This is a genomic window from Dysgonomonas termitidis (assembly GCF_054657735.1).
Window position 1 is genome coordinate 3878179 of the sequence record NZ_BAAHYD010000002.1, and the last position, 25257, is coordinate 3903435.

Annotated in this window: 20 protein-coding genes and 1 pseudogene; 10 read left to right on the forward strand and 11 right to left on the reverse strand. The window is 39.8% G+C overall.

All coding sequences use genetic code 11. The features are described from left to right. Positions 1-8: 8 nt before the first annotated feature. Genes ACYQ3L_RS20200 through ACYQ3L_RS20210 form a run of 3 tightly spaced genes read right to left on the reverse strand, consistent with a single transcriptional unit; the run spans position 9 to position 4171 of the window. The gene (locus ACYQ3L_RS20200; RefSeq protein WP_379999939.1) at positions 9-2927 is read right to left on the reverse strand and encodes a hypothetical protein; all 2919 of its coding nucleotides are present in this window, start codon (positions 2925-2927) and stop codon (positions 9-11) included. Then, complete coding sequence (locus tag ACYQ3L_RS20205) at positions 2924-3469, reverse strand: hypothetical protein (protein WP_379999937.1); 546 nt, start codon at positions 3467-3469, stop codon at positions 2924-2926. The genes ACYQ3L_RS20200 and ACYQ3L_RS20205 overlap by 4 nt, the downstream gene beginning before the upstream one ends. Before the next feature lie 33 nt (positions 3470-3502). Next, positions 3503-4171 carry a hypothetical protein gene (locus ACYQ3L_RS20210; protein WP_379999935.1) on the reverse strand — a complete coding sequence of 223 codons (669 nt, stop codon included), beginning with the start codon at positions 4169-4171 and terminating at the stop codon, positions 3503-3505. A gap of 1002 nt (positions 4172-5173) precedes the next feature. Here ACYQ3L_RS20210 and mutA point away from each other — a divergent pair. The 7 genes from mutA to ACYQ3L_RS20245 all read left to right on the forward strand — a co-directional run bounded on the left by mutA (position 5174) and on the right by ACYQ3L_RS20245 (position 13110). Beyond that, entirely contained in the window at positions 5174-7060 is a 1887-nt protein-coding gene (mutA, locus tag ACYQ3L_RS20215) for a methylmalonyl-CoA mutase small subunit (protein WP_379999933.1), read from the forward strand. Between the two features lie 88 nt (positions 7061-7148). Continuing rightward, complete coding sequence (scpA, locus tag ACYQ3L_RS20220; RefSeq protein WP_379999930.1) at positions 7149-9296, forward strand: methylmalonyl-CoA mutase; 2148 nt, start codon at positions 7149-7151, stop codon at positions 9294-9296. Between the two features lie 127 nt (positions 9297-9423). After that, on the forward strand, positions 9424-9858 hold the full coding sequence (locus ACYQ3L_RS20225; protein WP_379999927.1) for a hypothetical protein: 435 nt from the start codon (positions 9424-9426) through the stop codon (positions 9856-9858). Between the two features lie 306 nt (positions 9859-10164). Next, positions 10165-11028, forward strand: coding sequence for a helix-turn-helix domain-containing protein (locus ACYQ3L_RS20230; RefSeq protein ID WP_379999925.1), 864 nt, complete (start codon positions 10165-10167; stop codon positions 11026-11028). 246 nt (positions 11029-11274) lie between these two features. Further along, the gene (locus ACYQ3L_RS20235; RefSeq protein ID WP_379999922.1) at positions 11275-11916 is read left to right on the forward strand and encodes an HAD family hydrolase; all 642 of its coding nucleotides are present in this window, start codon (positions 11275-11277) and stop codon (positions 11914-11916) included. A 139-nt stretch (positions 11917-12055) separates the two neighbouring features. Beyond that, positions 12056-12484, forward strand: a complete 429-nt coding sequence (locus ACYQ3L_RS20240; protein WP_379999920.1) for a DUF2147 domain-containing protein — start codon at positions 12056-12058, stop codon at positions 12482-12484. 233 nt (positions 12485-12717) lie between these two features. Continuing rightward, positions 12718-13110, forward strand: a complete 393-nt coding sequence (locus tag ACYQ3L_RS20245; protein ID WP_379999918.1) for a hypothetical protein — start codon at positions 12718-12720, stop codon at positions 13108-13110. A 62-nt stretch (positions 13111-13172) separates the two neighbouring features. Here ACYQ3L_RS20245 and yidD read toward each other — a convergent pair whose 3' ends face one another. Both yidD and rnpA read right to left on the reverse strand, forming a co-directional pair. Continuing rightward, positions 13173-13394: a membrane protein insertion efficiency factor YidD gene (gene yidD, locus ACYQ3L_RS20250; RefSeq protein ID WP_379999916.1), complete on the reverse strand. Its 222-nt coding sequence runs from the start codon at positions 13392-13394 to the stop codon at positions 13173-13175. Further along, positions 13391-13810, reverse strand: a complete 420-nt coding sequence (gene rnpA / locus ACYQ3L_RS20255; protein WP_379999914.1) for a ribonuclease P protein component — start codon at positions 13808-13810, stop codon at positions 13391-13393. The genes yidD and rnpA overlap by 4 nt, the downstream gene beginning before the upstream one ends. Before the next feature lie 241 nt (positions 13811-14051). On the opposite strand from rnpA, the gene ACYQ3L_RS20260 reads away from it, so the two are divergent. After that, positions 14052-16373: a TonB-dependent receptor gene (locus ACYQ3L_RS20260; RefSeq protein WP_379999911.1), complete on the forward strand. Its 2322-nt coding sequence runs from the start codon at positions 14052-14054 to the stop codon at positions 16371-16373. Positions 16374-16548: 175 nt separating this feature from the next. On the opposite strand, the gene ACYQ3L_RS20265 is transcribed toward ACYQ3L_RS20260, so the two are convergent. The 6 genes and pseudogenes from ACYQ3L_RS20265 to ACYQ3L_RS20290 form a co-directional block, all read right to left on the reverse strand. Next, complete coding sequence (locus tag ACYQ3L_RS20265; protein ID WP_379999909.1) at positions 16549-16860, reverse strand: hypothetical protein; 312 nt, start codon at positions 16858-16860, stop codon at positions 16549-16551. Between the two features lie 154 nt (positions 16861-17014). After that, the gene (locus tag ACYQ3L_RS20270) at positions 17015-18238 is read right to left on the reverse strand and encodes a CinA family nicotinamide mononucleotide deamidase-related protein (RefSeq protein ID WP_379999907.1); all 1224 of its coding nucleotides are present in this window, start codon (positions 18236-18238) and stop codon (positions 17015-17017) included. A 773-nt stretch (positions 18239-19011) separates the two neighbouring features. Further along, a pseudogene (locus ACYQ3L_RS20275) lies at positions 19012-19557 on the reverse strand (hypothetical protein); the annotation flags it as partial. 90 nt (positions 19558-19647) lie between these two features. After that, positions 19648-20889: a M48 family metallopeptidase gene (locus ACYQ3L_RS20280; protein ID WP_379999905.1), complete on the reverse strand. Its 1242-nt coding sequence runs from the start codon at positions 20887-20889 to the stop codon at positions 19648-19650. A gap of 124 nt (positions 20890-21013) precedes the next feature. Then, on the reverse strand, positions 21014-22030 hold the full coding sequence (gene tsaD / locus ACYQ3L_RS20285) for a tRNA (adenosine(37)-N6)-threonylcarbamoyltransferase complex transferase subunit TsaD (RefSeq protein WP_379999903.1): 1017 nt from the start codon (positions 22028-22030) through the stop codon (positions 21014-21016). Positions 22031-22083: 53 nt separating this feature from the next. Beyond that, on the reverse strand, positions 22084-22431 hold the full coding sequence (locus ACYQ3L_RS20290; protein ID WP_379999901.1) for a hypothetical protein: 348 nt from the start codon (positions 22429-22431) through the stop codon (positions 22084-22086). A gap of 96 nt (positions 22432-22527) precedes the next feature. Here ACYQ3L_RS20290 and gldB point away from each other — a divergent pair, with 96 nt between their 5' ends. Both gldB and dnaB read left to right on the forward strand, forming a co-directional pair. After that, positions 22528-23520, forward strand: coding sequence for a gliding motility lipoprotein GldB (gldB, locus tag ACYQ3L_RS20295; RefSeq protein ID WP_379999899.1), 993 nt, complete (start codon positions 22528-22530; stop codon positions 23518-23520). Positions 23521-23698: 178 nt separating this feature from the next. Then, positions 23699-25225 (forward strand): replicative DNA helicase, encoded by a 1527-nt coding sequence (dnaB, locus tag ACYQ3L_RS20300; protein WP_379999897.1) that lies wholly within the window; start codon positions 23699-23701, stop codon positions 25223-25225. Positions 25226-25257 lie beyond the last annotated feature (32 nt).

Sequence of the window (25257 nt, forward strand, 5' to 3'; positions counted from 1 at the left end):
GAGATATATTATCTATTCCCTGCCCGTGTCCTGATATTCGGATTCACAAGGATATAACAGGCTTTTACATTTAGTGTTACCAGATTGTAGGTTGTGCCACAGGTAGTATCTGCAGTCACTCGCCTATAATAATATGTCCCCGATTTTATCTGAACAACCGGTCCATAGGAAGCACTCGTTGCCCCCGCAATATTGGACCATGATGTACCGTTGGTACTCGACTGCCACTGGTAAGTATAAAAACCATCCCCACCTGTCACATCTGCCGTTAAGGTTGTTTGTTCACGTACACATACCTCTACCGTCTGGTTTTCTGTATTCGGAGTCGGCACCAAAGGTGGTGTCACTGTAACGTATACACTATCCAGTTTCTCTATACCGCAATACTCCGGCGTAACCGATACTTTGTACCAACCCGTCATATTAGTCTGTACATTGCTAATAGTCGGATTTTGCTTATCAGATGTAAATCCGGCGGGTCCAGTCCAGGTATAATCGGTTTTTCCCAAAGTAATACATTTAAGTTGTATCGTGCCACCTGTGCAAACAGGGTTCGTACTCGCATATACTATTTTTGCCGTCTCAAGATTAGATATAGTTATCTCCTGCTTAAATGCGTTCCCACACTGGTCGCTGATACGAACAGTATAAGTCTCATCGGCAAGTCCATAGGTGAAATGGGCAATATCGCTGGTCGTAATATCTGTGATACCCGGTATTTTTACAGTATTATCTGCATTCCACAACTGGTATGTATAAGGTGCAACTCCGTTCATAGCCTTCACCGAAATGTTCCCGGTGGTTCCTCCCACGCATACATATGCTGAAGTAGCATTAGGATCGAGGTCTAAAGGCGGAGCAGTATAAACAATTGTAGTACTACCAATAACACAGGCAGTAGAACTATTATCCGTCAATATACCTAATACATAAGTTCCCGGTCCGGAAAAAGTGAAAGATCCTCCCGGGGCAATTACAGTTTTATCATATCCCGTAGGGCCACTGGTCAAGCGGTAATATGTAGTCGTTGGATTGCCTTTATATGTTATACTGCCGGTCGGGGTTATCTTCATTCCCGAACAAGTTAATTGCTCATTATAGCCAAGGTCTTTGTAACTATATATACCCGGGTTATTAAAGGTCGCAGTAACAGGATTTCCGCAGCCGTGATTAGCTGTAAGCGTATAAGTACCCGGAGGCAAACTTGTTGTAGACAGATAATAACCGGAAGAGGTTGATGTGGTTGTTACCGATTGTGAAACATATCCTGCCGGTCCCGTTATTGTCAAAGTAGTTCCTATAGGCCAACTTGCATTTGCCGATATATATAGGCCTCCTCTATTTACAGTACATTTATCGTCATATCCACTATACGTACTCAAAGTATAGGTTGTTGGTAATGTGGATGCTACATTACGTGTAGTTGATGTAACTGTGCCATCAGGGAATTCTCTGGTTATTGTATATGTCTTACCATATTCTAAAGCCGGAGTTTGCTTTGAAGTGGTATTAACAAGTGATTCCTGTTGAACGATATTTCCATCGGGATCTGTTATAGTAACTTTTACCGGCCAGTCCCAGCAGCTAACGGGTTTTCCCGATATCGATACATAATAAGTGAAATAATAGCTATCGCAGGCCAGGACATTACTATTAAGATAGAAAGTCCGGCTACTGCTGGCCTGTATATTAACTGTTATTTGTGTATTATTCTGATCTACAAATGTCGCTACATAAGGAACGCCGTAGTCGAACGTCAATACATCGCTTCTATTTGCATTGTATAACCAATTAGGCTCACTATAAATAATATTACCCGTATTCGAATTTTTTACAGTAAAGGTTAAAGGATAACAAACTAAACCGTCATAGTCTGTCCACGGATATATGGTCCTGGTAAAGTTATCACAATTATATGTAGTGGAACCAGTTGTAGATGGCCTTTTAATGTTAGTAGTAAAACTTTTGTATACAGTTTCACAACCCTTCAGACGTATATAAATCGCAATACTGTTTGATGTGTAAAAATCAGCTATGGTATTAGGAGATATATTCAATAGTATTCCACCGGTAGCAGTGCTGTTCCAGTCTGACCAGTAAGTTGGCATCTGTCCGGCCGGAGCAGCTCCTATTTCATACATCCTATCGTCGTAATATCTTTTATAATCGGGGTTGGTAGAAATTTCATTTGAAGATGCAGTCCATTTTACATAACCGCATGAACCCTGTGTATTATCTACATCCGGACGAAAAGCAGAATTAGTCTGATTGGAAAAAGTAGGAAATTCAGAAATAGCTCCCAAAGTAAAATCCCTGACCGATGTATAACATCCATCACTTACCTGTACCGTATAATCCCCTGCCGGATAATTTTGAGTAGGAAAAGTGTAAACATTCCCACTCTTGGTAGGAGTAACAACCTGAGGTATCGTTACACCTGCCGGCGCCGAAGTAATAGTAAACGTAAAAGTCCCGCTACCATTAGTAACATTCAGGGCAATAATACCGGTATTGCATGTTTGATATGATTTTCGGGAAACATCTGAGTTGAGCGATACTTCCGGCACCTTATAAGTACCTCCGACAACCAGATTGGAAATACTCTTAACGGTACTGTATTCGCTGTCCACTGTACAGAAAGCCCGTACTGTCAATTCGTATGTGCCAGGCGGTATATTCCTTAATACATTATCACTTTGAGGATTGATAGAGAATCCCCCTTCGGAACTGAGTCCGTATTGTACATTAAATATGTTAGTAAGATCTCCCCCTAATGTTACCGTAATTTCTCCATTGGACAGACAAGTGGAATTTTTGATCTGAGTGTTCACTGTGAAATTAGTACTACAAGTCTGTGCTCCGATTTGTGGTGAGAGGAGTAAACTTATGCACAAACAGGAGAATATATAAATGATTTGTTTTGTCATAATGTGTCTTTATAAGGTTCGTCTCTAACTAAAATAATAGTAAATGTACCCTCCAGTGTGAAATTATATTGACTGTTACCATAAATTTCGGGGAAAGTAAAAGTAGCTGTATTTCCCTCTATAGTCAAGGTGTACAGAGGAGACAGGGAATATGACGGTGAAAACATGTCCTCTTCGGACTTCGCATTCGAATCCGTATCAGATTCTTTGGCTGGCAATAGTAATCTACCCTCATCTATTACATTATATTCCTTCAGATTATTCCATAGAGTACAAGCAGACAGCATCCCCGACTGTATATATACCGACAAAAATACCGGCTGAACAGGAAATGGCAATCCTTTCATTTCCTTCAGGGAAATAGTATCATTAAAAGCATGGGTAAACACCTCGGCTTTAGTCTCATAATTACGAACACTAATCGCAGCACTACGAAATGAATAGCTTCCGCTGGTTTCCTGTTTAGCATCTTTAACCCCAGAGGTCTGTGTATATGCAGAAATTGTGCATAGGCAAAATATCACTATATAAAATATTTTCATAATTTACTAATCTTTATTTTTTACAAACAATTGTCATTTAACTTTAAAAACAATGTTCATAAACGTTTTTTCGGAATAAGTAAATTGTGCAAACAGTTTATATTTCAAAACTCCGGTATTACTTAATGCAATATTCTGGAAAACCGTATTATCATAATAGGTAATAAAATACTCCATAGCATTACTTGCTAACACAGGCAAGGTTGTTGCCCCCGCACCTTTGACAGAGGAAGCCGAATTGGTCAGGCCGAACTGCTCTCCGTAGAGCGCATACAAATCAATGGTGAATTCCTGCGTTCCTGAGTTATAAGAAGGATCAGCCGTATCTGTAGGTAGTACAACTGACGGCATATAAAAAAACTTAGGTGTCACAGATGATACTTCAGGAAAAAGTTTTACCCATTTAGCTCCATCATTATAATAATGTCCGGGCGTCACATCGCCTGTTGAAGCGGTGTTGTAAACGGTCATACCGGCTACATGAGCCGATAATGGGCTCGCCAATGCTGTTGAGGTCAGTGAAACACGAGGCAGCAGGAGGCCTTTATTTGATACCCCTGCACTGGTTTCCTTAAGGTCCAATAATGCATCTATATTAGGACTTTCTCCCGAACCTATTGTAACCTGCGCTTGCGAAATTTTGCAAAAACATATTACGATGCAAAGTAATAGCAGTTTGTTTAAAGTTGTTGTTGTTTTCATAAAAATAGTTGTTTTCTTAATTTTGTGTTATGTTTACGATATAGTATCGAAGTTTTTCCGGGAATATTTATTAAACAAGAAATCCGGTGCATTAAGAATATCAAGTGGTAAAGATCTTGCACCTGCTACTTTCGCAAGCAACATGAAATGCAGCGAAGACAATATATTTAAAGACATAGACCATTGATGACAGATACAATTTAACAGGGTATCTGCGGTAAATCTCTTTCCACACCGGATTAGTTTCAGTTGATATATTTTTGAAAAGTAAAAATTTGCCATTAAAAGTCGAAATGCTAAATAAATTGAATTTATTTATAAAAACTAGTATGCAATAAACGAGGTTTGGACAATACCCAAAGGATTGTAAAAGTCTTATTGTCTATTTATCTTATTTATCTTGTTAGCAAAGATATGTTCTATATAATGAATTTAATGTATATATTTCTGTCATAAGTAAAATATTATTGGCAGCACAAACGTCACGAACACCAACAAAACACACATAATATGACACACTTTTTCTAAATAAATAAAATAAGCACAACAGCATATATACAAAACAGCACATACGGGACATTTTATGACATACAACAATATCCTGAAATATCTAAATAATAAAAAGATCCCTCCCCTCTTAAGATAATCTCTTGATATCATATATCTTGGATTCCTCTGTAATAATATTCATCATACATTTATTTAACCTGCTCATCTCTTGTATTCTGAAACAGGACAGTTTTAATCTTATATTGACACTTTAACACCCCATTTAACCAATTACACCAATTTATACATTACTCCTTAGATTTTTTAGCCTTTAAAACTTTACTAACCAAACAAAATACTTTACTTTTGTACTGCATTTTTAAAAAGTATAACTATTTGAATTTAAGCACATATAAATATTATTTATGCGAATATAGATAGGCGATATATAATCAACTAAGAATCAATGCAATTACAATAAAACCTATATACATTAAACAATAAAAATTAATCATGGCTAATCAAAAAGAAAAGCTTTTCTCAGACTTTCCAGCGGTATCTACCGAAGAATGGATGGCTAAGATTACGGCTGACCTGAAAGGGGCCGACTTTGAGAAAAAACTTGTTTGGAGAACAAATGAAGGGTTCAACGTAAACCCTTTCTACAGAAGTGAGAATACTGAAGGCCTGGCAACGGCCCGTTCTCTTCCGGGTGAGTTTCCATATGTACGTGGCACCAAGAAAGACAATGACTGGTATACACGGCAGGATATCTGCGTTAACAACTTCAAGGCTGCCAATGCGAAAGCACTTGACGTATTAAACAAAGGTATCACATCACTTGGCTTCTCTATCGATGGGGATGATGTGAATGCCGAAAACATCAGGACCCTGTTGAAAAACATTTTGCCGGAAGCTGTAGAGCTTAACTTCAGCACATGCTATCACAAATCGCTCGAATTAACTAAAATCCTTGTAGAATATTACAAAGAATCGGGCGCAGACCTGCTGAAATGTTTCGGTTCGGTAAACTACGATCCATTCAAACCACTTCTGAAAAAAGGCCGTGACGCGGAAGGATGGGTAGAAAAAGCTGCCGAAATAGTAAAAGCTGCTGCCCCACTGCCACGTTTCCGGGTACTGGCTGTTAATGCACATGCTACAAATGATGGTGGTGCATATATCTATCAGGAACTCGGATATGCACTGGCTAATGGTAACCAGCTGTTAAGCGCTCTTGTTGAGGCTGGTCTGGATGCTACATTAGTAGCAAAGAAAATCAAATTCAATTTCGGTATCGGAGGAAACTATTTCATGGAAATAGCAAAATTCCGTGCAGCACGCTGGTTGTGGGCCGAGATTGTAGAAGCATACAAACCGATCTGTCAGAACGATTGCCCTAACAAATCGCCTGAGGGAATCTGCCTTTGCGCTGCAAAAATATACGCACATGCACAGACATCTATTTTCAATAAGACAATATACGACGCACACGTAAACCTGCTTCGTACCCAAACAGAAGCGATGTCCGCTACTATTGCAGGTGTTAATTCACTCACAATACGTCCGTTCGATGAAACATACAAAACATCGGACGATTTTTCTGAAAGGATTGCCCGCAATCAACAATTATTGTTAAAAGAGGAATGTCACTTCGATAAGATCACCGATCCTTCTTCAGGTTCATATTATATAGAAAACCTGACTAAGTCTATCGCAGAACAGGCATGGAAACTGTTCCTCGAAACAGACGAAAAAGGATTCTATGAGGCATTGAAGGCCGGAACAGTACAGACCGCAGTGAAAGCTTCGGCCGATGCACGCTTCAAAGGTCTGGCTACCCGCCGCGAAATACTTTTAGGTACTAACCAGTTCCCTAATTTCACAGAAAAAGCAGACGGTAAGATTGTTGAAAAGGAAAGTCACGATTGCGGATGCCCGAAAGACGCTCCTTACCTGGCATTACCTACCGATCGTCTGGCAACGGCTTTTGAAAGCATGCGTTTAGCTACCGAAAAACACGGCGCACCGACTGTGTTTATGCTTACTATCGGTAATCTGGGTATGCGCCTTGCACGCGCTCAATTCTCAAGTAACTTCTTCGCTTGTGCAGGGTACAAGGTAATTGACAACTTAGGTTTCGAAACTGTTGAAGCCGGAGTGAAAGCCGCACGCGAAAAGAAAGCCGACATTATCGTTCTTTGTTCCAGTGATGACGAATATGCAACACTTGCACCGGAAGCTTATAAGCTAATCGCGGGTAAAGAGCATTTCGTAGTAGCAGGAGCTCCTGCTTGCATGGATGAGCTGAAAGCTCTGGGGATCGAGCACTTCGTTAACGTGAAGAGCAATGTCCTTGAAACATTAAAAATGTTCAATGCTAAACTGGGAATCAATTAAATAAACCAGCCGTTAGCCATTAGCCATTAGCTATTAACCTTTTTACTAATAGCTATCAGCTAAAAGCTATCAGCTAAAAGCTAGAAAAATGAAACCAAATTTTAAAGATATAAACATTAACAAAGCAGGTTTTGCAGCTACAGATGCTGCAAAATGGGCTGCTGATAATGGTATAGAAGCTAACTGGATGACTCCTGAACTGATCCCGGTTAAGCCTGTTTATACAAAAGAAGACCTTGAAGGCATGGAGCATCTCAACTATGCTTCGGGGCTTCCTCCATTCCTACGCGGACCATACTCCGGTATGTATGCTATGCGTCCCTGGACAATACGTCAGTATGCAGGATTCTCTACTGCAGCCGAATCAAATGCATTTTACCGCCGTAACCTTGCATCGGGACAGAAAGGTCTGTCCGTAGCGTTTGACCTTGCCACTCACCGTGGATACGATGCCGACCACCCGCGTGTAGTCGGTGACGTAGGTAAAGCCGGGGTATCTATCTGCTCGGTAGAAGATATGAAAGTGTTGTTTGATGGTATTCCTTTGAACCAGATGTCCGTTTCGATGACAATGAACGGTGCCGTGCTTCCTGTACTTGCATTCTACATCAATGCAGGTCTCGAACAAGGTGCTAAACTGGAAGAAATGGCCGGAACAATCCAGAATGATATCCTTAAAGAATTCATGGTGCGTAATACATATATCTATCCGCCTGAATTCTCAATGAAGATCATTGCTGATATCTTCGAATATACATCACAGAAGATGCCTAAGTTCAACTCAATCTCTATCTCGGGTTACCACATGCAGGAAGCCGGAGCAACAGCGGATATCGAGTTGGCTTATACGCTGGCCGACGGTATGGAATACCTGAAAGCAGGTATCGACGCAGGTATCGATGTGGACGCATTCGCTCCGCGTCTGTCGTTCTTCTGGGCTATCGGGATGAATCACTTCATGGAAATAGCTAAGATGCGTGCCGGACGTCTGTTGTGGGCTAAAATAGTGAAAAGTTTCGGCGCAAAAAACCCGAAATCGCTTGCACTCCGTACCCACTCTCAAACATCCGGATGGTCGCTGACTGAACAGGACCCTTTCAACAACGTAGGCCGTACATGTATCGAAGCAATGGCTTCTGCTCTTGGTCACACTCAGTCATTGCACACCAACGCGCTGGATGAGGCCATTGCATTACCAACTGACTTCTCTGCCCGTATCGCGCGTAATACCCAGATATATATCCAGGAAGAAACATATATTACTAAAGAAATCGACCCTTGGGCTGGTTCTTATTATGTGGAAACTCTGACTAATGAGTTGGTTCACAAAGCATGGGAACATATCCAGGAGATACAGAAACTTGGAGGTATGGCTAAAGCTATCGAAACCGGCCTTCCTAAAATGCGTATCGAAGAAGCTGCTGCCCGCACACAAGCAAGAATTGACTCGGGTAGCCAGACCATCATCGGTATCAACAAATACCGTTTGGAAAAAGAAGACCCGATCGATATTCTCGATGTGGACAACACTGAGGTTCGCCGTCAGCAAATCGAGCGTTTGAACGACCTGAAAGCGAAACGAGACAATGAAGCAGTGAAGAAAGCTCTTGCTGCAATCACTGAATGTGTGAAAACAAAGAAAGGCAACCTATTGGAACTTGCAGTTGAAGCTGCTCGCCTTCGTGCAACATTGGGAGAGATCTCCGATGCCTGCGAAGAAGTAGTAGGTCGCTATAAAGCAATAATCAGAACAATATCAGGCGTGTATTCATCAGAAACTAAGAAAGACCCTACATTCCAACAAGCACAGGCTCTTGTGGAAGATTTTGCGAAGAAGGAAGGTCGTCAGCCACGTATCATGATTGCCAAAATGGGCCAGGACGGACACGACCGCGGAGCCAAAGTTGTAGCAACAGGTTATGCCGACTGCGGATTCGATGTGGATATGGGGCCATTGTTCCAGACTCCGGAAGAAGCTGCCCGTCAGGCTGTGGAAAACGATGTGAACGTACTTGGAGTTTCTTCTCTTGCTGCCGGTCACAAAACACTTGTGCCTCAGGTTATAGCCGAGTTGAAAAAACTTGGACGTGAGGATATCATCGTTATTGCAGGTGGTGTGATTCCTGCACAGGATTACGACTTCCTGTACAAATCGGGTGTTGCTGCCATTTTCGGCCCTGGTACTTCGGTAACTAAGGCTGCTGTGCAGATAATGGAAATATTGCTGGCTGAGTAACTCCAGACGGAAAAGATAGTATTAAAACTCCTGCTTATATTTGAGCGGGAGTTTTTTTGTTTTAATTGCAACTTTTCCTCCTTTCATTACATCATATAATTAATAACCCAGCAAAAAGAAAATAACTATGAAAACTAAAATTATCTTTTTATCCATTATTATAATATCCCTATTTTCTTGTTCCGGAGATGAAAGTGGAAAGGAAACTAAATATGAACTTTATGATGTGTGGCAATTGGTCGGATTTGGAAATAAGAATTCATATAAAGAACTAACAACAGAAATTTGTAAAGATTGCTTTACAATCGGATTTAATGAATCTGAAATTTTTGGTAAATCTGGGAATAACAATTATTGGGGTAATTTTACCACCAAATATCCTTATGCTTCTATCACTCTCGCCGGGTCCAATTATATGGATGAAAAAGCAATAGATGGACATTACTTTTTACAATGCATATCAGACATTAATAAATTTGCTTATGAAAATGGATATCTTAAATTGTATTATGGTAATGAGGGAGAATATATGTTACTATATCATAAGATGGCTATTAATTAAATAAATAGTCCAAAACATCTCCCGCAACTTCACAAATAAAGCATCTATGCGCGAACGTGTAGTAAACAAAACCTATTGTGAACCGCTAACCTGAATACAGTACCAAACACATCTACAACATACTAATTAACAGAAAACTACACGCTAAAAACATCATCCCTTCATCTTGCTCTAAACAAGACTGTCTCCATATGTGTTAACTGATAGAAATACCAGATTTCGGAAATATTACACCAAATATCCACAAATCCGGTGATATAAAAAATGATAATATATATTTGCACCCGAAAAAGACAACAGACATAAATGATGAAGGATATAATGAAGAATAATCCGCCTCTAGAAGCAGATTTCAAAATATTCAGAGATGCGAAGCATTTGCCCATCACTTCACGCCAATCTTCCATTCAGTTTGGAATTGTTGCTTTCTGTACTAAAGGATATGCGGAAATAACAGTATATACGAACAAATATTCTCTGGCTGAAAACGAACTGGTCATACTTCTTCCTTGTCAGTTAGTGGCTATTAATAAAACGAGTAAAGATTTTAAAGTAAATTATTTCATTGTCTCACAAGCGCTATTTAATGACACATTGAGTGGTATTTCCCGTTTCTCCCCTCAATTTTTCATTTACATGAGAAATAAGCTTCATTATGAATTAAAAGGGGAAGATGTAGATAATTATATGAGATTCTTCAATGTGCTCTATAAAAGGGGCGGGGCGAATGATTACCTGTTCCGGAGAGAGTATGTAATCAATCTATTGAGGTTACTTTACCTGGATCTCTATAACAATTATAAAACGAGCCTGCTATCGGGCAAATCCAAAATGGACACGCGGAAAGAGGAGCTGGCATACGACTATTTCATGCTGGTAATGAAGCACTATAAAGAATATAAAGATGTGGCTTTTTATGCTGAAAAACTCTGTATTACACCAAAATACCTGACATCTGTAATAAAAGAAGTCAGTGGCAGGCCCGCTAAAGACTGGATTACTGAATATGTCGTATTGGATATAAAATCATACTTAAAAAATTCATCACTCAATATTCAGCAAATCGCTTCTCAAACCAATTTTTCAAATCAGGCATCTTTAGGTAGATTCTTTAAACAACATACAGGGATGACTCCGACCAGATACCGGGCAGATAAACAAGAATTATAAAAAATTCATATGACTGAATTAAATTATTGAAAAAATATCCTAAGTATATACAACCGGATAAGGTTGTAAATGTAGTTTTGTAAAGTTTGTGTAAAAATTCATCCTGTGAGTCGTGAGATTCGCAGGATTTTTTTGGTATATATAACGTTTGACAAAATTATTTGCGGAAAATATTAAATCAGTAAATAAACTTACTGAATTAATAATCTGTTTTATAATAATATTCACCTATAAATCCATACTAAAATGAAAAATAAATTTTGCGTATTATTCGGACTTGATGGGGTACTGATAGACAGCGAATCCCAGAACATAAGCATATGGAAATACCTTGGAGACAAATATGGCTCGGAAACAGCAAAGCCGGAGCAGCTTGTAAACGAGAAAAGCCTGCACGACATTCTTACCAAATACTTCTCTCACCTTTCCGAGAAAGAAAAGCATGAATTAATAAATGACCTGAAAGCACATGAAGCCAACTTAAAGATTCACGAAGCAAAGGGAGTTAAGCAATTCATTGAAGGCTTAAAAAAGAATGGAATAAAAACAGGACTGGTAACAAATTCCAGTCAGACAAAGCTTGATAATGTATATAAACAGACGGATTTAAATAATACAATGGATACGATCGTATCTATCGAAAACTTATCCAAATTTAAATCTTCCATATCCGGTTTTCAGTTGGCTGCAAAGGAATTAGGTTTCGATCCAAAGGATTGCTTTGTCTTTGAAAACTCCTTAAGCGCGATAGAAACCGCTCATCTGAATGGGATGAAAGTTATAGCAGTGAACGACAGCTCACTTTTTAAAGAGGCGCTATTCAATATTACAGTAAAAGTCATCCCAGATTTCACCGGAATTTCCATCGAAGAATTACAGGCATTATAAACAATTGATTATAAACAAAAAACGAATAATCTATTCGGTCAATTACTAAAGAAATTAAATTTTAATAGTTTCAAAAGAAACTATTACTATTATTTTCATTATTTTCGTGACCGAATAATAACTTAAAATAAATAAAAAGATGAAATTGAAATTTATATTATTAGCCGGACTATTTATCTCCATACTATCAGCCAATGCACAAAGCGTTACAGGTAAATGGAAAACATTCGATGACGAGACCAAAGAAGCAAAGTCGATAGTTGAAATAACCGAACGTGATGGTAAGATATATGGTAAAGTAATTGAAATACTTAACCCTGCAAAAAAGAATATAAAATGTACAAACTGTTCTGGAACTGATAAAGACAAGCCCGTTCTAGGTCTGGAAATCCTGAAAGGATTGTCTAAGGACGGAAAGGAGTATAGTGATGGTAAGATCCTTGACCCCTCGAATGGAAAACTTTATAAATGTATTGTCTCTCTTGATGGAAGCGATAAACTCAAAGTCCGGGGCTATATAGGTATTTCCGCTTTCGGGCGTACACAAAATTGGGTGAGAGTTAAGTAATCATAAAGCTAGAAGAAGAATTCTGTCAAATGGCAATTTTACGTCTCATCTATTTCTGCTTTTAATCTTCCCGTGATCCCATTCCGGGGAGAAGCATATAAAAAATCGAAAAAATTGAATAAACAATGTAACTTTTTGATTATAGATCGCCTTATATTATATATATTCACACAATTAATTTTTGGAAAAGATTTTTATAACACCAACAAACTACAATCTTAACATATAAATTTATGAAAAAGTTATTTATAAGCCTGTTTTCGTTAACAGTTATGGCTATCTCGACATCATTGTATAGCCAGGATATTACAATCAGTCAAAAAACTACGGCTTCGATAGAAAGCGTCAAAGCCAAAGCTGCGCAAGCTGAGGCTGAAGCAGAGAAAAAAATGCAGAAAGAAATAGAAAAAGCCAGAAAACAAGTAGAAAAGGATATTGTGAATTCTGAAAAAAAGGCAAAGCAAGATGCTGAGAAAAACAGACAGAAAGGTGAAGAGAAAGCTAGAAAAAACGGAGAAAAAGCCATAGAAAAAGCCAAAGCTAAAGAGAAAGCAAGAGCTAAAGCTCTGGAAAAAGCTGAAAAGGAAATAGCCAAAATAAAGGAAAAAGAGGCGTTAACGCAATAAGCTCTTAAAAAACCAGAAAAGCTAAAACCCTTGTTATAATTTATATAGCAAGGGTATTTTTTTCAAGGCACAGGGTCATAACCATGCCCCCCCCAGGGATTGCATCGCGCAATTCGTTTTATAGCCAACCAAAAGCCTTTGAATGGCCCGTATTTCTTTATTGCCTGTATGGCATACTCGGAGCAGGTAGGTGTATAGCGGCACGACGGCGGAAGCATCGGGGATATACTGTATTTATAGAAATAGACCGGAAGCAGAAGAATCCATGACAATATTTTCTTCATGGCTTACCTCCTTTCAACCTTTCGGATAATACTGCTGCCGTTTTTAATATTGCTTTCTCTATTTCAGCATATACCGGTAATTCATTTTTAAGGTATAGGAAAGCAATACCTATCCGCTTACCTCCGGAGTGTAATAAATCCTGATATACTCCCTTATTCAGTCTGTATGCCTCTTTCACCAAACGCTTTACACGGTTCCGTTTTACAGCCCGTTTAAACTTTTTCTTGGATACACTGACCAGAATAGAAACAATCTGCTTATCAATACAGGTTTCATCTTCTATCAGGTACACTATTCGCAGAGGATAAGCAACAAACGACTCTCCCGAAGAAAAAAGCTTGTCTATGGATTTTGTACTGTACAATCTTTCTTCTTTAGCTAACGTATTCTTCTTAAGAGACGCTTCCGTATTCATCTATATAATTAAATCTGAGCGCAAAGGTATGAAGATTTCCTTCTTAAAGCGGAGTTTTAACAGACTTATTTAAACAGATTGGCATACAGCCTGCTTTTAGCAAGAGTATAAACAATTTACTTATAACACTTTACAAATTAATTTCGGATTAATTCATTTTTATCTGTAACCTTTTCCCATTTGTATCCGTCATATCAATAAACAAAATCAATATTAGTAAAATAAGTAAAACAATGATATTATGAAACGTTTATTAACCCTGCTCACTCTTTTTGCTATTATAACTTCAATATCGACAGCACAAATAAAAATATCGGGTACAATAGTAGATACTGATACACATGATGCGTTGGAATTTGTAAATATTGCCTTGCTTAAACAAGACTCAACATTCGTAGCCGGAGCATCATCCGATACAAAAGGACTTTTTGCCTTCAACGATATACCCACCGGAAACTATATATTATCCGCCGCATTTGTCGGCTACAGGAAAGCATATATTCCCGTTAATGATGTCAATAAAAATACAGATATAGGTAGTATTCCGCTGGAAGCCTCGGATGTGGCACTCAAAGATGTGACCGTCACGGCAAATGCTGTCATTCAAAAGGCAGACAGGAAAATAATAGTTCCTTCCGACGCACAAATTAAGGCATCCAACAGCGGTGTAACTTTGCTCCGAAACCTGCAATTGTCACGTATTATTATCAATCCTATAAACAATACGGTAACAGTGCCCGGAGGTGACGCTGTTCAACTGCGAATCAATGGCGTTGAAGTTACTATTGCCGAGGTCGTTGCACTCCAGCCTGCTGATATTATCCGTATCGAATACCACGATGATCCCGGTATGAGATACAACAATGCGGCAGCTGTAATCGATTATATTACCCGTCGCAGGGAATCGGGAGGGAACGTTTCTGCAAACCTCGCAAATGTACCGCCATCCATCATGGGATGGGGAGAGAACTTCGCCTCAGCTAAAGTCAATAACAAGAAATCGGAATTTGGAGTCAACGCGTACTGGTCGCGCCGTGGTATAGACTGGACGCGCGAAAATCAGGAGACATTTGTATTACCCGATAAAACACTGCAACGTATAGAAGAGGGACAACCTACCAAGTTCAATGATGACCGCCTGAATATGGCTCTGAACTATAACCTGAATGAACCTGATAAATACTTGTTTAACGCCGCTTTAAGGTATAACTATCAGAAGACCCCGAATCAGTTTTCGGACAGGAATGGTATTATACGCTCGTCTGACAACAGTACTCCATTAACCATATCGGACCACTCTACATGGGATAATAACACACCATCTTTAGACTTGTATTATCAGCGTAACCTGAAGAATGACCAGCTGGTCATATTCAATGCCGTAGGTACATATATAGATTCCAAATCGACCCGCCGGTACGAAGAACACAGGGATGATGACCTGACTACAGATATCTTTTCATCGGTAACCGGAGACAAATACTCGTTCATAATGGAAGGTATATATGAGAAGAAACTGGAGACAGGGAAGCTATCAGGAGGAATAAAGCATACACAGAGCTATACCAGCAATATATACGATGGGAATGTATCGACAAACATAGGCCTCAACTTTGCCGAAACTTATGGCTATGGCGAGTTCCAATGGAGGAAAAACAAGTTCAACTATACCTTCGGACTAGGAGTGATGCGGTCATACAACAGCCAGGGGGATAGCAAAAACGAGAAGTATATATTCCGTCCTACTTTGCGTGTGGCATACAACATAAACGATAATGCCTACATACGCTACAACGGATACATATCGGGATATTCCCCGTCTCTGTCCGATCTGAATAATGTAGAGCAGGAGATAGATTCATTGCAAATCCGCAGAGGTAATCCTAACCTGCAGACTGTGTGGTTCTATTCCAATACATTAAACGCCGGATTTAACAAAGGCATATTCGGAGCCGAGTTCTACATGAGATATAGCTACGATCACAAACCTATTATGGAACAGATAACATTCGAAGACGGTAAATTCGTCCGCTCAAATGTGAACCACAAAGGCTTCCACCGCATAAATATGGAAACAACATTCAAGTTGAAACCGTGGAAAGACTATATCACATTCAGCATATCACCGGGACTGAACCGCTTTATCAGTCTTGGAAACGACTATACCCATACATATACCAACTTGCGGGTACGCACATCACTAACGGCCAATTACAAACGGTGGATGCTCAATTTTGAACTGATGACCCGATGGAACAACTACTGGGCTGAGACACAGGAAATAGGCGAAAGATTCCATGTTCTGATGGCGGGATATAATGCTGAGAAATGGAGCGTAGCCGTAGGTATGTTCAATCCGTTCGCGAAAGACTATACGCAAGGGAGCAAAAACTATTCCCGGCTTGCACCGAATGTATCAAACGTATACACCGGCAATCTGGGACAGATACTAATGGTAAACTTCACGCTCAACCTGAACTTCGGACGCCAGTATAAGGCTGCGAACAAACGGTTGAACAACGATGATACAGACGCCGGCATCATGTCGGGTACTAAGAAATAAGGGTTCTTCACAAGAAGTAATATTAGGGTTAAACTTAATATTGATTGTGTTTACAATGTAGCCTCCACAGACGGGATGTCATGCGGAGGCTACGCTTTTTATCATAAAGAGACTTCCGGCCTCAACAACGGACCATCAGTAACTACTATCGAATAGAATTGAAATTACCTAAGCATTAATTTTCATCATCTTCTGTAAATGAACTATTCCGGCTACTTTTCCGCTTGATTGTTTGCCAGGGTGCGTCGGCATCACTTCTTTCGGCTGCCTGTCCCGGCTTCAGGTCGAGCTCATTAAGGCTTTCATCCAGTTCCAACATTTGTTTTACAGAAACTACACAGGCATCACTTTCCGTAATATCGTCATCACTAAAAAACTGCCATTCGCCGTCTTCATCATATACCACATATGTGATCAGGGTATTGGCATCCAAAACATAGCGCGTGGTTATTACAGCTTTATTATCCGATTCGTCGTTAAGTTTCATAGACTGTATATATTATTGGTTGCAAGTATTGTATAATCATATAAATATAATATGGTTATAAGTTAATAGCACCATATTGCTTCATAAATTTATTAAACAAAAGCTAAAACCAGTTCTTTTATTAAAAAATAACGCAAAACTCATTAATTTGCTGTTATTCCAGCATTTCCAACAACTGCAACATCCCGATATTAGTCGCACGCACAATATTTGCTTCACGGAACCTCCCCAACTGATACTTCTTGGCAACGCATCTGTCTTTGCAGGTAGTACAAATCCAGACAGTACCCACCGGCTTCTCTTCTGTGCCGCCATCAGGGCCGGCAATGCCGGTGGTCGCTATAGAACAATCCACATGGAGAACATCTTGTGCTCCTCTGGCCATCTCAACAGCTACGGCTTCACTCACGGCGCCAAAACGATCTAAAGAATCCTGTGACACACGTAATATATTTACTTTTTCTTCATTGGCATATGATATGACCGAACCTTTGAAATAACGGGACGAACCGGGGATAGAAGTTATGGTATGAGCAATATTACCCCCTGTACAACTCTCGGCTGTACCCAGGCTTAATCCTCTTTCGAAGAGACGTTCTCCCAGCAGTTTCTCCGCTGTAATATCTTTCTCGGCCAAGATCGCGTCTCCCAATATATTCTGAAGTTTTCTCACCTGCTCATCCAACTCCGGCAAACGATGCTCACCCCTTACAAACAGGCGTAATTTCATCAATCCGGGAGAAGGCAGATATGCCAACCCGAAACCTTCGGGCAGATTATCCTCAAAATCGGCAATATACATCGCAAGTGCCGATTCGGTATACCCCTTTACAATGAATACACGCTTGAGGTAAGCATCCGGATCATATTTTGCCTGTAAGCGGGGGATTATCTCATTATCCATCACATACCGCATTTCGTGGGGAACACCCGGCATAGACACCAGGACTTTACCTATGTAATCGAACCAGGTAACCGGAGCCGTCCCTACCCTATTCTGTATCACGGTACAATCCTTCGGTACATAAGCCTGGTTACGGGTCAGTTCATTTAAAGTTGTAAAACTCGATATTACATTTTGTATATTCTCAAGAACAGTGTCATCAAAGACCAGCGTTGTAGCAAAATAGTCGCAAAGCGTTTTCTTTGTTATATCGTCTTTCGTCGGGCCTAATCCACCTGTCATCAGTATAACGTCTACGCGGGAAAAAACCTCGTCTATAGTGACCTTTATCTGCTGAGCGTCGTCTCCTATCGATTGCATTTCTTCTACTTCAAATCCTGCGAGTGTAAGTTTCTGCGCTATCCATGCCGAATTGGTGTCGACAATCTGACCGATGAGGATTTCATCGCCGATTGTAATTATTGCTGCTTTCATTTCTATTCTATCTGTTATTACGAATACAAGTTTTGTTTGATTTACTGTTAAAAAGTAACAAAGGTAACAGGAATTAATTAAGAATGAATAATTAAGAATTAAGAATCGGTTTACTTGTTATATGCAATTTTTATAAAAGATTATATTTCCTCTTTTTCCCCTGTTATCCCTTTCCACTTAACTTTTCCTATTCTTTACCCTTACAGGGCACAATATTTGACACAGTTATTTGAAAGCAAAAAATAACAAATGCAATACTATTATCAATATCAACAGAGTAATATGCTCAAATCCGATAAACAAAAACACATTTATTTGAACAGATAACGTTGTATGAGATCCATAAATACTTTTTTATCTGAGCTATGTTTGCATATCTTATTCCAGAAATTCTGCGGATATATCATTGTATTTCCTTTGGTGTCTTCATAAACCATCTCATCAAAAATATTTTTCGATAATGATGCCCTTTCATTGTGGTTATTGCTGAATTGAAGGTGGCCGAAAACATCAACTTTATATTCTTCTCTGTAGTCCGCCAATCCCCGGCACATATCCATCAGCCAGAAAAAGGCCTCTTCTTCATCACCCCTGAAATCACGCTGAATATCGGCCCAGAACTCCTGAGAATATTTTATTTCATTGTTATTATCATCAGTGAAAATCCATGCATCAAAAATATCTTTTTTCAGATATGCTTTCCTTCTATTGTTTTCCTCATATTGAAGATAACCGAATATATCACGGCCTATTTTGACTTTTCTCCGGTTTGTTTCAGCAACCATATTATCAAAAATGTCTTTTCCTATCTTTGTACGGTTTCCTTTATTGTCTTCGATTATGGTATTATCAAAAATGTCTTTCTTTATCGTTTTTCTATAACCCTTATTATCCTCTATTACTTTATCGCCAAAGATATCTTCTCTGATAGTCGTTTTATTTCCTTTATTATCTTCAATGATAGTATTCCCGAAGATATCCTCCCTAACTGTTTTCTTATTTCCTTTATTATCTTCGATTACTGTATTTCCGTGAATATCTTCTTTAATAGTTTTTTTATTCCCCTTGTTATCTTCTATCACTGTATTTCCAAAAATATCTTTCTTTATAGTCTTCTTATAGCCCTTATTGTCTTCAATTACAGTATTCCCGAAGATATCTTTCTTTATGGTTGTCTTATTACCGTCCTCATCTTCAATAATTGTATTACCGAAAATATCTTTACTGACCTTTTCTTTCTTTCCGCCTTGGGCATATATATTTACCGGCAGTAATACCAGACACGAAATGAAGATTATATAAAAGCGTTTCATAGGCATTATTTTTTAGATTATGAATAGCTGCTTTTCAGCTCTGTTTATATTATGAATATAATAAAACTGAAAGGTTTAATGATACTGCATAAAAATCTACTTTTTATTATCAATTTTCAGCAACGCACCCATCCTTTGCAATAAAGTCGGATGTGAATAATAGAAAAACACATATAGCGGATCAGGATTCAAATTGCTCAGCGATTTTACTGATAGTTTCTTCAATCCGCCGATCAAAGAGTCTGCTAAACCGAAACCTGCGGCGTAGGCATCCGCCTGATATTCGTTCTTACGGCTATGCATATTCGAAAACAAACCGATAATCATCGACACGGGAGTAAACAATATGGAGAAGGCAATCAGCCCCAGATGAAATGAAGCCTCTTTTCCTCCCAATGCCACAGCAATGGATTCATTATCGAGGAACCATGATAACAAAAACAAAATAATTCCTGTATAAAAAATGGATATAAACATACCCTGCAATGTGTGTTTCTTTTTGTAATGGCCTATTTCGTGCGCCAACACAGCGACTATTTCACTTGTAGTAAGGTCATTAATTAAGGTATCGAACAATACGATACGTTTCTTTGCTCCAAAACCTGTAAAATAGGCATTCGCCTTACTGGAACGTTTCGATGCATCCATCACATAGATATTCTTTACGGCAAAGCCTGCTTTCAGGGAAAAAGCCCCTATTGCATCCCTAAGCTCCCCATCCTCCAACGGGGTCTGCTTATTGAATAAAGGCACTATAATATTGGAATAAAACAAGGTCATAAATAAAGAAAATACGGTCACTGCACCCCATGCGTACAACCACGCGTATGTACCCAAAGTTTCATAAAACCATACCAGAAGAGCAAGGATGATACCACCTAAAACAGCAGTCAAAAGTAAACCTTTCAACTGGTCGAGCCAGAAAATAGCTTTAGTGGATTTATTGAACCCGAAACGTTCTTCAATCACAAAGGTGGCATAATAGCCGAAAGGCAGGGTAATAATATCGTTCACGATATATACTATACCAAAGAAAGCCAGGGTAAGAACGACTTCATTATCTATATATTGTCTCAATAACCCGTCGAGCCAGCCGAAAATACCGGACAATAAGACCACCAGCATAACGATAAAAGAGAAAAGGCTTGTGTACAATCCAAAGCGGCTGTTCACTTTCTGATAAGCTTGCTGCCTGGCATATTCGTCCTTATCATAAATACCTTCCAGCTGAGGTGGTATCACGGGACTCATACGTTTACGGTTCAGATATGCCAGATATTGCGTCCAGAAGAAATCAAGGACAACTATAAGGAGGATAATGGTTAAATATATGGACATAGTCGAATTATAAGTTTAAATAAATGGCCGATGGCATAACGCGGCAAAAGCTAATAGCGGATAATTCATAATTCCCCACTTAGAACATTGGCATATTGGCACATTATCTCATTGTCACATTAAATCACATCACCACCCTTGAAAACGGAGCGGCTTCCATCGGACAAAAATCTTTATCTTCATATTTGAAATAGCCTGTCATGGCTATCATGGCGGCATTATCCGTCGTATAGCCAAACGGAGGAATATGTATTTTCCATCCGAAACGCTTCGCATGATCTTCAAAAGCGGCACGAAGGCCTGAGTTCGCCGAGACCCCACCGGCTACGGCAACTTCTTTAATTCCCAGATCTTTCGCCGCCTTACGTAATTGCTCCATCAATACATCGATAATCGTTTTTTGAAGGGAAGCACAAAGGCCGGCCTTATTCTTCTCTATAAAATCAGTATCCTTTTTCAGTTCATCGCGGAGCAAATACAGGAAAGAAGTTTTCAAACCACTGAAGCTGTAATCATAACCCGGAATGTGCGGTTTATTGAATTTAAATTTAGTAGCGTCACCTTCTTTAGCCAAACGGTCTACAATAGGTCCGCCCGGATACCCCAGTCCCATCACTTTGGCGCATTTGTCGAAGGCTTCACCTGCCGCATCATCTATAGTCTGGCCTATAATCTCCATATCTTTATATGATTTCACCAGGATAATCTGGGAATTTCCACCCGATACCAACAGGCACAGGAAAGGATATTGAGGCTGACTGTTATCGTCTTTGTCCTCTTTAATAAAATGAGCCAATACATGGGCATGCAGGTGATTTACATCTATCATCGGAATATTCAACGCAGAAGATAATCCTTTAGCGAAAGAAGTACCCACCAGCAGGGAACCCATCAGACCGGGGCCGCGCGTGAAAGCTATCGCCGTCAGTTCGTCCTTGTTTACCCCCGCTTTTTTCAATGCCTGGTCCACAACCGGTATTATATTCTGCTGATGTGCCCGTGAAGCCAGTTCGGGAACTACCCCCCCGTAACTTTCATGCACTTTCTGACTTGAAATTATATTCGATAGAAGTACACCGTCCCTGATAACTGCTGCCGCAGTATCATCACAAGACGACTCTATGCCTAGTATGGTTATCATTCAAATATTATATTTATATATTATAAATCCAAAGACTTATAACATCATTTTAATTATATTGTTTGGAATGCCCGGGACAATTTATAGAATTCGTTTTTCACCTGATTCACTCCAATTGCTCCTCCCGACAATCCTGTCGTATCTTTCGACACCGTCACTTTCACCTCGCCGTTGCCATAGTCTTCTATATGCACCCTGAACTTAAAATATTTGCAAAATGCCCCGAACAGCAAGCGCATCGCCCGGCTTCCCTTTTCGAATAATCCCTGCCCCAAATGTTTATAACCCAATGACAGCATCAGCATTTCCACTTCGTTCTGCATCTGAACCACTGTTATACCTCTATAAATGTAAATCAACTTACTCTCCTTATTGGGGATATCTTCTTTAAAATAAAGCATAATAATGTGCGTTTTTAATTATATGGTTTGTAAAAGTGCTACAAAATTAAGAAATATAAATTACCTTCGCAAAGAAGAATTCATAAAAGGGAATAAATGAAAAATATAGCATATCTGTTGACTTTCATCATCCTGTCTTTCATCGGATGCTCGGGTACAACACAGAAAAACAGCGGGCTATCGCAGCAGGAGAAAGTAACCATCATACGTTTCGATAAAGATGTGTATAACTACCTCCAGCAGCCCGATGCCGTAAAAGAATCCGGATTGAAAGATAAATATCCGCTCTTGCTTCCTGCTTTCGGACGTATAGCCATGGATAATAGCGACCCCGCGACTTTCTTCCCTGCTCTCAGGGATTATTTCTCCCATCCCGCGCTGATGCAAATATACAAGGATGCGCTAAATACGTTCGATAATGTCACTCTATACGAAGAAGAGCTATCCAATGTATCTTCACTCGTATCCGAAAATCTGCCGGAGAAAAAATTACCCGGATTCGCCATGCATGTATCAGGCTTCAGAGAAAATACCATTATAGTGAACAACCTTATATCTATATCTATAGATAAATATCTGGGGAATAATTACACTGCTTACCAAGAGTTTTTCCAACCATTCGAGCGCCAGCATATGCAGCCTGAATATATAGTCAGGGACTATCTGAAAGCATGGCTGATGAGCGATATAGTAAAATCTGACGCTGAAGGACAGACGCTTTTATCCGCAATGGTATATGAAGGGAAAATACTATATGCATTGTCCCTGTTACTGCCGGAGAAGAAACCAGAGGATATCATTGGATATACCAAAGGCCAGTCTGACTGGTGCAAACAGAATGAAAAATCAATCTGGCAGAATATTGTCAAACAGAATTATCTCTATTCTACCGATCACATGGTTATTACCCGCTTTATAAATGATGGTGCATATACGGCCGTTGTATCAAAAGATTCCCCCGGTAGGATCGGAGCCTGGACAGGCTGGCAAATAGTAAATCAATATGCAAAAAAGAAGGATGCCTCTCTCCGGAATATTATAGATACAGATGCTCAGACAATATTAAAAGAAGCCAAATATAATCCTTAAACACTAATAACAGTACCGTTTTCAATCAATTATCAACAGCATCAATGACTTAAAACAACGAACAGGAAATAATTACCTCTTAAATCCCCGTACTTATTAACATCATGTTCAAAACTTAACTCATCTTTGAACGTTATTTCTGTTATCTTTGAATAAAAAACTGAAGGGATAACAAAAAATGGCTGACGCAAATAATAAGAATCAGGGGAGACGAAAACCTAAAGAAACAAATTTATTACCTGATATAGGCAAAATACAGCCTCAGGCGAGGGAACTGGAAGAAGCCATACTCGGAGCTTTAATGCTCGAGAAAGACGCATATTCGCTCGTTAGTGATATCTTAAAGCCTGATAGTTTCTACGACACCATACATCAGATAATATACAGGGCAATAGTTGACCTTGCTGTCCGCCAGGCACCTATCGACATGCTCACGGTTGTGGAGCAACTAAAAAAAGACGGTGAACTGGAAACAGTTGGCGGGCCGGTCTATATAGCCCAACTGACCGAGAAAGTAGCATCGGCGGCACACATCGAATTCCATGCGCGAATTATTGCCCAGAAATATCTGGCAAGGGAACTTATCGCCTTCTCATCCACGATCACAAATAAAGCATTTGATGAAACATCCGATGTAGACGACCTGATGCAGGAAGCCGAAAGCAAGCTTTTCGAAATCTCCCAGGGCAATGTAAAGAAGGACGTGACCCAGATCAACCCGGTAATAAAAGAGGCTTTAAACCTGCTTGAAATAGCGGCTAACCGTCCCGAGGGACTTAGTGGCCTGCAAACCGGATTTACACCTCTGGATAAAATAACATCTGGCTGGCAGAATTCCGACCTTGTTATTATAGCCGCCCGTCCCGCTATGGGTAAAACTGCATTTGTGCTGTCCATGGCAAAAAACATGGCGGTAAGCTATGGCTATCCTGTGGCTTTGTTCTCTCTTGAAATGTCAAACGTACAGCTGGTTAACCGTCTGATCGTAAACACCTGCGAAATCCCAGGTGAGAAGATAAAGAACGGCCAGCTATTGCCTTACGAATGGGAGCAGCTCGACTTTAAGATAAAAGAACTATACGATGCCCCTTTATACATCGATGATACCCCCAGCTTATCCGTTTTTGAATTAAGGACTAAGGCCCGCCGTCTGGTTCGCGAACACGGCATTAAGATGATAATCATCGACTACCTTCAGCTTATGAATGCCAGCGGGATGAACTATGGAAGCCGTGAACAGGAGGTGAGTATGATTTCCCGTTCATTGAAAGGACTGGCCAAAGAACTAAATATCCCTATCATTGCCCTGTCGCAGCTCAACCGTGGTGTTGAAGGCCGTGCAGGCGCTGAAGGAAAGCGCCCTCAATTGTCCGACCTCCGTGAATCGGGGGCCATCGAGCAGGATGCCGATATGGTTTGCTTTATCCACCGTCCCGAGTATTACAAGATACTGGAAGACGACAAAGGCAACTCATTGATTGGCCTGGCTGAGATCATCATAGCCAAACACCGTAACGGAGCAACCGGTGATGTACTGCTACGCTTTAAAAGTGAATTTGCCCGTTTCCAAAATATCGACGATGATTACAACTTCGGGGCAGGACAGAATTTCTCTTCCAAGATTAACACTGATGCTTCAGCACCAAGTTCGGGACAGGACTTTCAACCGATGCAAGGAGCGGGAAATGATTTCGTGCCATTCTGATTAGATCTCCTGTATAAGGTAACAGATACCAA